The 10,972-nt window shown below is 62.3% G+C and carries 12 protein-coding genes; 10 read left to right on the top strand and 2 right to left on the bottom strand.

Annotation, left to right across the window (positions count from 1 at the left end; all coding sequences use genetic code 11):
• Positions 1–117: 117 nt before the first annotated feature.
• Genes QMX89_RS13885 through QMX89_RS13875 form a run of 3 tightly spaced genes read left to right on the top strand, consistent with a single transcriptional unit; the run spans position 118 to position 2,200 of the window.
• Positions 118–759 carry an amino acid ABC transporter permease gene (locus QMX89_RS13885; RefSeq protein ID WP_049860819.1) on the top strand — a complete coding sequence of 214 codons (642 nt, stop codon included), beginning with the start codon at positions 118–120 and terminating at the stop codon, positions 757–759.
• A 12-nt stretch (positions 760–771) separates the two neighbouring features.
• On the top strand, positions 772–1,434 hold the full coding sequence (locus tag QMX89_RS13880) for an amino acid ABC transporter permease (protein ID WP_056843985.1): 663 nt from the start codon (positions 772–774) through the stop codon (positions 1,432–1,434).
• A complete protein-coding gene (locus tag QMX89_RS13875) occupies positions 1,427–2,200 on the top strand; it encodes an amino acid ABC transporter ATP-binding protein (protein ID WP_282348633.1) in 774 nt (257 codons plus the stop codon). The genes QMX89_RS13880 and QMX89_RS13875 overlap by 8 nt, the downstream gene beginning before the upstream one ends.
• 12 nt (positions 2,201–2,212) lie before the next feature.
• Here QMX89_RS13875 and QMX89_RS13870 read toward each other — a convergent pair whose 3' ends face one another.
• A complete protein-coding gene (locus QMX89_RS13870) occupies positions 2,213–2,740 on the bottom strand; it encodes a glyoxalase superfamily protein (RefSeq protein ID WP_282348632.1) in 528 nt (175 codons plus the stop codon).
• A gap of 492 nt (positions 2,741–3,232) precedes the next feature.
• Here QMX89_RS13870 and QMX89_RS13865 point away from each other — a divergent pair, with 492 nt between their 5' ends.
• From QMX89_RS13865 to cysC, 6 genes are read left to right on the top strand one after another with little or no spacing between them, the layout of a single operon-like run.
• Positions 3,233–3,910, top strand: a complete 678-nt coding sequence (locus tag QMX89_RS13865; RefSeq protein ID WP_049860816.1) for a class I SAM-dependent methyltransferase — start codon at positions 3,233–3,235, stop codon at positions 3,908–3,910.
• Positions 3,907–4,848 carry a 2-oxoglutarate and iron-dependent oxygenase domain-containing protein gene (locus tag QMX89_RS13860; RefSeq protein ID WP_282348631.1) on the top strand — a complete coding sequence of 314 codons (942 nt, stop codon included), beginning with the start codon at positions 3,907–3,909 and terminating at the stop codon, positions 4,846–4,848. The genes QMX89_RS13865 and QMX89_RS13860 overlap by 4 nt, the downstream gene beginning before the upstream one ends.
• A 19-nt stretch (positions 4,849–4,867) precedes the next feature.
• Complete coding sequence (locus QMX89_RS13855; RefSeq protein WP_282348630.1) at positions 4,868–6,187, top strand: NAD(P)-dependent oxidoreductase; 1,320 nt, start codon at positions 4,868–4,870, stop codon at positions 6,185–6,187.
• Positions 6,184–7,287 (top strand): mandelate racemase/muconate lactonizing enzyme family protein, encoded by a 1,104-nt coding sequence (locus tag QMX89_RS13850; protein WP_282348628.1) that lies wholly within the window; start codon positions 6,184–6,186, stop codon positions 7,285–7,287. The genes QMX89_RS13855 and QMX89_RS13850 overlap by 4 nt, the downstream gene beginning before the upstream one ends.
• Positions 7,280–8,434: an aromatic ring-hydroxylating dioxygenase subunit alpha gene (locus tag QMX89_RS13845; protein ID WP_282348627.1), complete on the top strand. Its 1,155-nt coding sequence runs from the start codon at positions 7,280–7,282 to the stop codon at positions 8,432–8,434. The genes QMX89_RS13850 and QMX89_RS13845 overlap by 8 nt, the downstream gene beginning before the upstream one ends.
• Entirely contained in the window at positions 8,427–9,011 is a 585-nt protein-coding gene (gene cysC, locus QMX89_RS13840) for an adenylyl-sulfate kinase (protein WP_282348626.1), read from the top strand. Before QMX89_RS13845 ends, cysC begins: the two co-directional genes overlap by 8 nt.
• Positions 9,012–9,015: 4 nt before the next feature.
• Here cysC and QMX89_RS13835 read toward each other — a convergent pair whose 3' ends face one another.
• Entirely contained in the window at positions 9,016–9,954 is a 939-nt protein-coding gene (locus QMX89_RS13835; RefSeq protein WP_082484652.1) for a LysR substrate-binding domain-containing protein, read from the bottom strand.
• Positions 9,955–10,016: 62 nt separating this feature from the next.
• Here QMX89_RS13835 and QMX89_RS13830 point away from each other — a divergent pair, with 62 nt between their 5' ends.
• Entirely contained in the window at positions 10,017–10,964 is a 948-nt protein-coding gene (locus QMX89_RS13830) for a DMT family transporter (protein WP_282348624.1), read from the top strand.
• The last annotated feature ends 8 nt before the right edge of the window (positions 10,965–10,972 follow it).

Here is a 10,972-nt window from a genome sequence, read left to right as displayed (position 1 = left end):
CCCACAAGGCTACACGGCTTATCACTCATCCCTGTGGGAGCGGGGCGGGCGGCGAGCCATCTGCCCGCGAAGAGGCCGGAACATACAACGCAAAACCCCCAGCCAAGGATGCCTGCCATGAACACACACGCCTGGCTACTCTTGCTCGAAGGCGCCTGGACCACCCTGTGGCTATGCGGCATCGCCATCGGCATCGGTGTCGTCCTGGGTCTGGTCATCGCCCTGATCCGCCTGGCCAAGGTCCCGTTCGTCGAGCAATTGCTGGTGCTCTATATCAGCCTGGCCAGGGCCACACCGCTGGTGACCCTGGTGCTGTTCCTGTTCCTCTCGGCGCCGGTGTTCGGCATCAACATGAACCGCAACACGGCCGCCATTGTCGCCATGACCCTGAACACCGCCGCATTCAATGCGGAAATCTGGCGTGCCGCCTTCCTCAGTTTCTCCCGCGACCAGCGCGAGGCCGCGCTAGCCTGCGGCATGACCGGTGGGGTGTTCTTTCGCCGCATCATGTTGCCGCAAATGATCACCACCAGCCTGCCCGGCCTGGTCAACGAGATGTCGTTTCTGATCAAGGGCAGCCCGGCCGTGGCCGTGATCGGCATCGTCGACCTGACCCGCGTCACCAACCGCATCTCGGCGGTGACCTACGATCCGCTGCCGCCCATCCTCGCCGCCGCCGTGCTGTACATGCTGATCATCGGCGTACTGCTCAAGCTGCAAGGGCTGGCGGAACGAAAAGCCAATCGGCTGGCCATGTGAGGAATTATCGACATGACTGAATGGACCATTCTGTGGGAGGCACGGGCGCTGTTCCTCGATGGCCTGCTGGCCACTCTGGGACTGTTCGCGCTATCGATCATCTGCGCCTTCGTACTGGGCTGCGCCTGGGTGTTCCTGCTCGAGGAGCGCAACCGGCTGTCCATAGTCGTGCGCGGTTGGATCAACCTGATGCGCACCCTGCCGTTCCTGATTCTCGCCTATCTGCTGTACTACGGCCTGCCGGAACTGGGTCTGCGCATGAGCGCCTGGACCGCCGGCCTGCTGGCCCTGGTGATCTACCATGCAGCGTATTTCGCCGAGATCCTGCGCGGCAGCCGTCTGGTATTGCCCGAAGGTTACATCGAGGCCGCCAAGGCGCACGGTTTCACCCCACTGCGTCTGTACCTGCGCATCACCTTGCCGCAACTGCTGATCAAGACCCGTCCCCTGCTGGGCAACCAGTTGATCATTGCACTGAAGGACACCGCCTTTCTGACCATCATCACTGTGCAGGAACTCACTGCCGCCGCCAACTCGGTGCAGTCCACCTATTTCATCCCGACCCAGGCGTTTGTGGTGGTGATCGTGATGTATTGGCTGATCAGCATCTGCCTGGAGCTGGCGCTCAAGCGCGCCGGCCGTTTCGGCGCCAGAAGAGGATTCGACCATGTCTGAACCCAGCATCGCCATCCCGGCGGTCAGTATCCGCAAGCTTTCCAAGAGTTTCGACGGCGTCGAGGTGTTGCGCGACATCGATCTGGTGGTGAACAAGGGCGAAGTGGTCAGCGTGCTGGGCTCCTCGGGCTCCGGCAAGTCGACCATGCTGCGCTGCATCAACTGGCTGGAGGAGCCGGATCGAGGCAGCATCCACATCGCTGGCCAGCGCATCGGCATCAATGAGCAGACCCGCCGCAAGATGACCAGCAAAGAGCTGGCCACGCTGCGCGCCCGCACCGGCATGGTGTTTCAGGGCTTCAACCTGTGGCCGCACCTGAGCGTGATCCAGAACGTCATGGAGTCACCGACCTACGTCAAGCGCATGCCCAAGGACCAAGCGCGTGCCATCGCCGTGGAACTGCTGGAAAAGGTCGGCCTGGCCGACAAGCACGAGGCCTACCCCTACACGCTGTCCGGTGGCCAGAAGCAACGGGTGGCCATTGCCCGAGCGCTGGCCATGAGCCCGGAGGTGATCCTGTTCGACGAGCCCACTTCGGCACTCGATCCCGAGCGGGTCGGCGAGGTGTTGCAGGTGATGAAGAACCTGTCCAGCGAGGGCTACACCATGATCGTGGTCACCCACGAAATGGAGTTCGCCCGCGCCGTGTCCGATCAAGTGGTGTTTCTGGACAAGGGCCGGATCATCGAAAAAGCCCCACCGTTGAAGTTCTTCAGCAACCCTGATACCGAACGGGTGCGCAAGTTTCTCGAAATCACGGCCTAGATCAGGCCGCTGTCACCCTTCGCAGAAGCGAATCCGGTTGCCGAACGGGTCATACACTTCCAATACCCTTCCCCACCCCTGCTCGACGATCTGCGGGCGCCCATAGCCATAACGCTTGGCCAGCAGTTCGTCGCGCAACGCTTCCACACCCTGCATCGGCACGAACACGGTCGAGCCTGGCGAGCTATCGCCATGATGTTCGGATAGATGCAGGTGCAGGGCTCCGCGCACGACGCCCAGGTACAGCGGCAGGTCGGCCTCGAAACGATGCTCGAACTCGACCTCGAAGCCCAGAAAGTCCAGGTAGAACTCGCGGGCCTTGGCTTCGTCGAAAATCCGCAGGATGGGGATGGCCCGGTCGAAACCGATGGTCGAAGAAGCGATCGGCGCCAGGCTGGCTGATGCGGTGTTCCAGTCCTTGTGCCCCAGTTGCCGGGCGACCATTTCCAAAGCGCTGGAATGGGACACTTCATGACCCTGCGCCTGCAGCCCGACGCGCAACGTCCTGGCCATCTGCTTGGCTTGCTCGATAGAAAACATGACAACTCCCGAGTCGATGCATGCTGGTGCTCGCGTTGCCAGACCTCGACAATCAAGAGAGGTATGAGGGCGTTGCTCGAAGATGCTTTCACCTTTCCTTGCGGAGCGAGCGGCGGGCAGCATGAGCCGTCGCAGAGCCTAGCGCAAAACAGGACGATGGTCATCCCGAAAAGTGCCGTGAATCCTGCTCTGTGAGCCACGATTAAATTGACGGCGTGCCCGGCGAAAAAATCATGGATCGGGCCTTAGCGATTGCGCGTGATCGTGCGTCGTAAAGGATTTTACAGTCCCGACAAGGCGTGTTTCCGGGGGGCGGCGGTACGCTGCCTTGATCGACGCGCGTGCAACACCGTGCCAGCCCAGGAGCCCCGTCTGCGGCTGTAAATTTTCTTTCGAATCAAGGCCATTTCAGCTCGATTGACCCTGTCTGGCGGCGCTGCTAACTCTTACGACAGCCAACCCGCCCAACAGTTTTCCTTCGAGATTCGAATCATGGATGCAGCCACCACCGTCATACCTTCGGCTCTTGCGCCGAAGACTTCGAGCACCCGTTCGATTGCTGATGCGCTGTCGCACCACAGCACTCACCATCTGGAGCGTTACTACGATCACTGGGCTCGTCACTACGATGCCGATGTCGAAGCCGAAGCCTATTGCGGCCCAACCATGGTGGTCGATCTGCTCGACGCCGTGGCGCAGTGCCCCGCTGTCCGCCACGTCAGCAGTGTTCTCGATGCCTGCTGCGGTACCGGCCTGGTCGGGCGTACGCTGCATGAACGCGGCTATCGCCAGATCAGCGGGTGTGACCTGTCCAAACCCATGATCGACCAGGCCCAAGCTACCCAGGCCTATCAGCATCTGTACAGCCAGATAGATCTGACCCAGCCGCTGCCGCCCGATATGCTCCGCCGCTTCGATGCGGTTGTGTGCTGCGGTGCCTTCATTCCTGGGCATCTGCCGGCCTCCGCGCTGCGTGGCCTGATCGGCATGACGCAATCGGGTGGCGTGGTGGTGGTGAGCATTCGCGAGGCCTATTACGACACCGCCGGCTTCGAGCCACTGCTGCAGGCACTCGAGGATGAGCAGGGGGTGAGCGTACTGCAAGGGCAGATGTCGGCCCGCTACCTGCAGAACGCCAAAGCCCACTACCTGGCCTTGCACGTCGCATGAACGGCGCTCATGACACACCGGTACTTCCGGTCATTTCCCTTGCGCAACTGGCCGCATGCGAACCACAGGCTCTAGCCCAGCTGCACGATGCATGCGTGCACGACGGCTTTTTCTATCTGGTCGAACATGGCCTCTCGGCCGTGCTGATCGAGCGATACCTGAACGCCGCCCAGGCCTTTTTCGCGCTACCCGAGTCGGTCAAGCAGCGTTTCGGTCATGATCGGCAGCCCGGCTACCCGCCCACTGCACGCGGCTACGTCGGCGCATACGGCGAAACCCTGCACCCGGATGCCGGCCCGGACAACAAGCAGCATCTGGACTGGGGCATCGACCGGCCCGGATGCGCGCCCTTCAGTGGCCCCAGCGTACTGCCCGACGAGCATGTGGCTCCTGGCCTCAACGCCAGCGCCTATGCCTTGCAGGGCGAGGTCATGGAACACCTGTTCCCGAACCTGCGCCGTGCGATCGCCACCGCGCTGACCCTGCCTGCGCACGCCTTCGATGCACATTTTCGCCGGCCAACCCTGATCCAGCGCGCCTCGTATTACCCGGCAAGGTCGGGAACGGCCGGAAAGCACACCGACAACGGCTTTCTTACCGTGCTGATCCAGCAACCCCTGCCGCAGCCGTCACTGCGCGTCCATACCCGCGGCCAGTGGTGCGACGTGCCGTGCCTGGAAGGCGCCGTGCTGGTCAATCTGGGTGATCTGCTGCAACGCTGGACCCATGGACGTCTGGTCAGTACCGCTCATCAAGTCCTGCATCGCCAGCCCAGCGCTCGGGTGTCTCTGGCCTTTTTCATCTACCCGGACATCGACGCGATCATCACGCCCATCGACGACGGGCCAAGCTTTTCCACGGCCGAAGTCATGCTGGACAACTTCGACTCGATCTGGGTACGCAAACAGGGCGCTGGAAGGGCCCGCCAACTGGTTTGAACATTCAAGGAATCGCTCGATGACCCTTTCCATTGGCTTTATCGGTGCCGGCAACATGGGGCGCCCGTTCGTGACTGCACTGCTGAAAAAAGGCTTCATCGTGACTGTCCACGATCATGATCCCAGCTGCGAACGCTGGGTTTGCGGTCAAGGCGCGCAGTGGGCATCGACCCCTGCGGCAGCGGCCGTGGGCAACGCCATCCTGATCACCTGCCTGCCACTGCCCAGCCATGTGCGCGAAACCATGATCGGCAACAATGGCGCACTCACCGCCCTGGCCAGCGGTGCAGTATGGATCGACACCTCGACCACCGATTACCACAACACCCTGGACATCGCCCGAATGGCCGCGCTGCGCGGCGTCATGAGCCTGGAGGCTCCCGTGAGCAACCTCTCGCACATGGGCGTGGACTTCAACAACATCTGCTTCTATGTCGGCGGTGAGAAAAAGGCCTATGACATTGCCCGTCCGGCACTGGACGCGATGGGGCAACACCGCTTCCACGTGGGTGCCATCGGCCATGGTCAGTCGGTCAAGTTACTGACCAACCTGCTGTTCTACTGCGCGACCCTGGCGTGGGGCGAGTTGCTGCTGGTAGCCCAGAACCAGGGGCTGGACCTGCATTGGTTATGGAATGTGGCGAAGCATTCGCAAGCCAACTGCTTCGTCGTCGACCAGGTCACGCCAATGCTCCTGGACGGCAGTTACGATCACTCCTGCACCTTGGAAATCACCGTCAAGGACATGGCCCTGACGGTGGCTCTGGCCGACGAGCTCGGCGTTGACCTGCCACTGGGTCGGCTGATCGAGGCGCGCTATCGCCAGGCCGGCGGTCGTTACCCGGCCCACGCCAACCACCTCAAGGTGGTGGCATTGATGGAAGCCGAAAACCAGCGTCGCCTGTTGATCGACGGTTTCACCGCACCCTCGCCTTATGGCGCCGACCGAACCTATCGCCATCCCGACACTTTCGTGATCGACGCACGCGGCCGACGCAAGCCCAGCCTGCCGGAGCACTTTGGCTATACGCTCACCCATCCCGCGTGCGGCCACTACGCCCAGTGCCTACTGGAAGTCATGGCCTGGACCAACCACACCATCCTGCAGGAAGCATTGCAACTCGGGGACGCCATGGGCCTGGAGCCATCGCTGCTCGAGCAGGTGGTCAGCCGCAGTTGTGGTGCCAGCTGGGTGGATGATCAACGCGACAGCTATGTACCTCATGTGGCACTGCTGCACGATTTCCCAAGGCTGATGGAATCGTTGCATCTGCCCATCCTGCAAGCCCTGGCGCTCGACACTGTGCTCGCCCCCCAGCCTGCGAGGCAGGCATCATGAAAATCAGTCGCCTGCGCATCTACCAAGTGGACCTGCCTCTGGACAAGCCCTACGCACTGTCCGGCGGACGTCTGCACTACAGCGCGCTGGACAGTACCATCGTGGTGATCGAGACGGACCAAGGCTTGTCCGGGATCGGCGAAAGCTGTCCGTGGGGCTCGTCCTACCTGCCGGCCTTCGCCCGCGGCGTGCGCGCCGGACTGGCCGAACTGGCGCCTCATCTGCTGGGCTGCAACCCGCTGAACCTGAATGCGATCAATCAGGTCATGGACCTGGCATTGCCAGGCCACCCCTACGTCAAGACCGCCGTGGACATGGCTTGCTGGGACATTCTGGGGCGCTACTGCAACCTGCCAGTGCACATGCTCCTCGGCGGACGCCTGAACACCGAATTGACCCTGCAAAGCAGCATCCCCACCTCAACGCCCCGGCAGATGGTTGTCGACATGCACCAAGCGCATGCCGAAGGCTACCGGACCCATTCATGCAAGGTCGGATCGGGTGTGTCGGCCGACCTTTCACGGATCCAGAGCCTGTTGGCCGATCGCGTGCGCGGCGACCACCTGACCTTCGACGCCAATCGCGCTTGGCTGCCGGCCCAGGCAATCGCGGTGATGAACGCCGTCAAGGACCCCGAGGTTCATTTCGAGCAGCCTTGCCAGACACTGGAACAGTGCCAGCATGTGCGCAGGCTGACGCACCAGCCGCTGATTCTGGACGAATGCATTCACGACGCCGGCGATCTGTACCGCGCCTGTGCCCGCCATACCGCCCAGGTCATCGGTTTGAAGATCGCCCGGGTCGGCGGGCTGACCAAGGCCCGGCATCTGCGCGACTACTGCATTGAGCGCGGCATCCAGATGAACATCGAAGACGTGGGCGGCAGCCAGATCGCCGACACTGCGGCCATGCACCTGGCCATGGCCACCCCCCATCAATACCTGCGCGCCAGCTGGAACGCCTGCCGCCATCACAGCATCGTCACCGCACATGGCGGCGTAAGCGTGAGCCGCGGCATTGCGCGACTGGATGACAGCCCCGGCTTGGGCCTGACTTTGTGCCCGCAAACCCTGGGCGATGCGGTGGCCGTCCATGAATGAATATGGCGCAGAACACCTCTGTACGAGCCTCGACGTCGGTGCTTTTCATCCCGATGCCGAGCACGCCTACAACCTCCCCGGCGCTTTCTATTTCGACGCCGCACATTACGATCAGGAACTGCAGGCCATTTTCCATCGCACCTGGCAGTACGCCTGCCATGTTTCCGCGCTGGCGGTCGAAGGCAGCTTTATCGTCTGCGACATCGGCCAGCAGAGCGTACTGGTGGTGCATGGCCAGGACGGCCAGCTCAGGGCGTTCCACAACGTCTGCCAGCACCGCGCCCATCGCCTGCTCGAAGGCTGCGGGCAACTGCGTGGCGCAATCACCTGCCCCTACCATGCCTGGCGCTACGACCACGCAGGCAGCTTGCTCAGCGCTCGGCACAGCTGCGACGTGGCAGGTTTCGAACCTGGGCGTGCCCGCCTGGCCAGCGTGCGCCTGGAGGTGATGTGCGGGCTGGTCTTCTTCAATCTGGACCCCGACGCCGCACCATTGGCCAGCCAGCTCGCCGGGCTGGAGGCGCAACTGCGCAGCTTCTCGCCTGCGCCAGAGTCGCTCTACCACAGCTACAGCCATACCTATGCACTGCAGGCAAACTGGAAGGTCTCGGTGGAAAACTATTCAGAGTGTTATCACTGCCCCGGCTGTCACCCCAGCCTGTCGCAGCAGACACTGGACCTGAGCAGCTACCGTATCGAACTGCATCCGGGCTTCCATGCCCACCTGAGCGCCGACCAAGGTGAACGGCAAGGCTACGCGACCAACCCCAGCGCCCCGCGCACGGGCGAATTCGGTGCCTGGTACGTTTGGCCGAACCTGTGCATCGAGGTCTATCCGGGCGGGTACATGAACCTGTTGCATCACGTACCCACGGGACCGCAACGCTGTGAGCAGCGTGTGCAATGGTTCACCCAAGGCCCCCAGCCCGATCCCCAGGAGCAGGCCGTGATCGATTTCGTTGCGGTGGTCCGTGAAGAAGATCTGCCCCTGTGCGAGAGTGTCCAGAAAGGCCTGCACAGCCTGGGCTACTCTGGGGGACGGTTGCTGGTGGATGCGCTGCGCAGCGGTTTCAGCGAACATGCCGTACACGATATCCAGAAGAGGGTACTGGCAGCACTTGCCGACCCTGGAGCACGCGATGCTTAGATCCCCCCACGGCACCTTTCGACTGCCACACCGGCGGCTGGCCAGCACGCGCCCCACGGTGCTGTGGCTGACCGGCATCCCCGCCGCTGGCAAGACCACCATCGCCCGGGCCACGCAAGTGGAGCTCGAAGAGTTGGGCTATGCCTGTGTAGTGCTCGACGGTGACGAATTGCGGCGTGGGCTCTGCCAAGACCTCGGCTTCAGCGATAGCGACCGCCTGGAGCACGTACGTCGAACCGCTGAAGTCGCGCGCCTGTTCTGCCTCCAGGGCTGCATCGTCCTGGCCGCGTTGATCTCGCCGCGCTCTGCACACCGGGCGCTGGCGCGGAAAATCATCGGCAGCGATGCCTTCGTCGAAGTCTTCGTCGATACCCCCCTGGCGCTCGCCGAAGCGCGGGATCCCAAAGGCCTGTATCGCCAGGCACGCGGCGGTGCCCTGAGCCATTTCACCGGCGTGAGCGCCGCTTACGAAGCGCCACTGGCTCCCCAGGTCAGGCTGACTACCGCCAACATGAGTTCCATGTGCTGCGTGCAGTCGCTGCTTGGCTGCCTGTCGCTGCGCAACGCGGTGATGTGACCCCTCAGGCCGAGACCGACTCCACGCTGGGCTTGAACTCGAGCAAAAGCTGTTGCAGCCACTGCACCAACAGGCCGGCCGCCGGCGAGAGCGGATTGGCATGCCACTTGTAGACGCCCAGTGCGTCGGTCATCGCCAAGCGCTTGTCGAACAGGCGCACCAACCTGCCATCTTCAAGCATCTGCCGTGTCGTCATCCCCCAGCCCAGTGCCACGCCATGGCCTTCCAGCGCCGCTTGCATCATGACCGGAAAACTGTTGAAGCCCATCCCCTTGCGACCCACCCGAAACGGCGCACCGACATATTCCAGCCACTGGTCCCAGCCCACGAAATCTTGCCTGCTCGGCTCGTAGTGCAGCAGGCGGCAGTTGGGCAACTCTTCAAGGGTCAACCGCCTGCAGATGCTATCGAAGTAGGCAGGGCTGCACACCGGGAAGACTTCATCAGGTGCGCTGAACAGCAGGACGTGATCGGCACTGGCACGACCCAGAGTCTGGACCGCCACATCGAAGCGCTCGCGCTCGTCACCGATAGCAGCCAATGTCGAATGCAGGCGTAATTCGATCTGCGGATGCTTCTGATGAAAGCCTGCCAGCGCGGGCATGAACAGGTAGAACGCTTCGACCAATTGCGACGACAGCACCACGACCCGTGCCGACGACTGATGCTGACGCAGCTCTTCGGTCCGCTGGGCAATATCCCGCAAGGCGGCGGCAACCGTCTGGCGATAGCTTTCACCGGCGTCGGTAAGAAAAACGCCACGGCTCTTGCGATCGAACAACTGCACACCCAGGTTCTCTTCGAGCGAACGAATCTGGCGGCTGATGGCGGTCTGGGTAAGGTGCAACTCGTCCGCCGCACGGGAGAAACTCTGTAGCCTGGCGGCTGCTTCGAATGGGATGAGACTTGAAAGTGGCGGTAATTTACGCCGGAGGTTTTCCATAACCTGAAGTTGCCCTGGCCGAATAAATGGTCGTTACAGACCATGTCACCTTTTAGGGCATCATGCAAAGACTCACCGCCTGGACTCACCACGGCATGGAACGGCGACGGCACCTCAACGATACACGCGCAGGTGCGGGGCTGATCACCGGTTCGGTATTCCTGGTCGCGACATCCGATGCATTGATCAAGCTGGGCAGCGCCCAGTTCACGGTATGGCAGCTGCACGTCGTTCGTTCCACGATCGCCATTGCCCTGCTCCTGCTGTGGCTGTGCCTGTCGCAGCGCAGCAGCACATGGCTTCAACTGACATGGGATCGCTGGACACTGCTGCGCAGTGCGGCCCTCACGCTGATGTGGATCGCCTTCTACGCTGCACTGCCGCACGTGAGTCTGAGCCTGGCCGCGCTGGCGCTCTATACCGCGCCGCTGTTCATTGCCCTGCTGTCGGCAAAGGTGCTGCGCGAGCAGGTAAACCCACGTCGCTGGATGGCCATTGCTTTGGGTTTCCTTGGCGTACTGCTGATCCTGCGGCCAACGGCTGAACATTTTTCCGCCATGTCGCTGTTGCCGGTGCTGGCAGCCTTGCTTTACGCCGTGGCGGCTGTAGTGACGCGCACTCGATGCGCCAGCCACTGCGCGTTGTCGCTGGCGCTCAATCTCAACCTCTGCCTGTGCCTGGTCGGGGCACTGGTGTTGCTGGGCCATCGGTTGCAGAGCCCATCATCGGAGCCTGTGCACGAAGGCTTCCTGGCGCCGCATTGGGTATCGCTGGGGCCTGCGCAGTGGGGATTGCTGAGTGTACTTGCGGTACTGATGGTGCTGATGAGCGTGGGCGTTGCCAAGGCCTATCAGTTAGGCCCGAGCACGATCGTGGGCACGTTCGATTACAGCTACCTGCTGTTTGCGATGTTCTGGGGCTTTGCCCTGTTCAATGAAGTCCCCGACGCCATCATGATCGTGGGCATGGGCCTGATTGCCGCATCCGGGGTCTGGGTGCTGCGTGGTTGACCAAGGAG

Source organism: Pseudomonas sp. PS01301 (genome assembly GCF_029960215.1).
GTDB classification, from domain to species: domain Bacteria; phylum Pseudomonadota; class Gammaproteobacteria; order Pseudomonadales; family Pseudomonadaceae; genus Aquipseudomonas; species Aquipseudomonas coleopterorum.
This window is presented reverse-complemented; position numbering and strand designations above follow the sequence as displayed.

Excerpts from the sequence above, each read along its gene's own strand:
- QMX89_RS13845 (WP_282348627.1), top strand. The coding sequence starts at position 7,280 with ATGAATGAATATGGCGCAGAACACCTCTGTACGAGCCTCGACGTCGGT.
- QMX89_RS13885 (WP_049860819.1), top strand. The coding sequence starts at position 118 with ATGAACACACACGCCTGGCTACTCTTGCTCGAAGGCGCCTGGACCACC.
- QMX89_RS13880 (WP_056843985.1), top strand. The coding sequence starts at position 772 with ATGACTGAATGGACCATTCTGTGGGAGGCACGGGCGCTGTTCCTCGAT.
- QMX89_RS13860 (WP_282348631.1), top strand. The coding sequence starts at position 3,907 with ATGAACGGCGCTCATGACACACCGGTACTTCCGGTCATTTCCCTTGCG.
- QMX89_RS13830 (WP_282348624.1), top strand. The coding sequence starts at position 10,017 with ATGCAAAGACTCACCGCCTGGACTCACCACGGCATGGAACGGCGACGG.
- QMX89_RS13870 (WP_282348632.1), bottom strand. The coding sequence starts at position 2,740 with ATGTTTTCTATCGAGCAAGCCAAGCAGATGGCCAGGACGTTGCGCGTC.
- QMX89_RS13875 (WP_282348633.1), top strand. The coding sequence starts at position 1,427 with ATGTCTGAACCCAGCATCGCCATCCCGGCGGTCAGTATCCGCAAGCTT.
- QMX89_RS13850 (WP_282348628.1), top strand. The coding sequence starts at position 6,184 with ATGAAAATCAGTCGCCTGCGCATCTACCAAGTGGACCTGCCTCTGGAC.
- QMX89_RS13865 (WP_049860816.1), top strand. The coding sequence starts at position 3,233 with ATGGATGCAGCCACCACCGTCATACCTTCGGCTCTTGCGCCGAAGACT.
- QMX89_RS13855 (WP_282348630.1), top strand. The coding sequence starts at position 4,868 with ATGACCCTTTCCATTGGCTTTATCGGTGCCGGCAACATGGGGCGCCCG.
- QMX89_RS13835 (WP_082484652.1), bottom strand. The coding sequence starts at position 9,954 with ATGGAAAACCTCCGGCGTAAATTACCGCCACTTTCAAGTCTCATCCCA.
- cysC (WP_282348626.1), top strand. The coding sequence starts at position 8,427 with ATGCTTAGATCCCCCCACGGCACCTTTCGACTGCCACACCGGCGGCTG.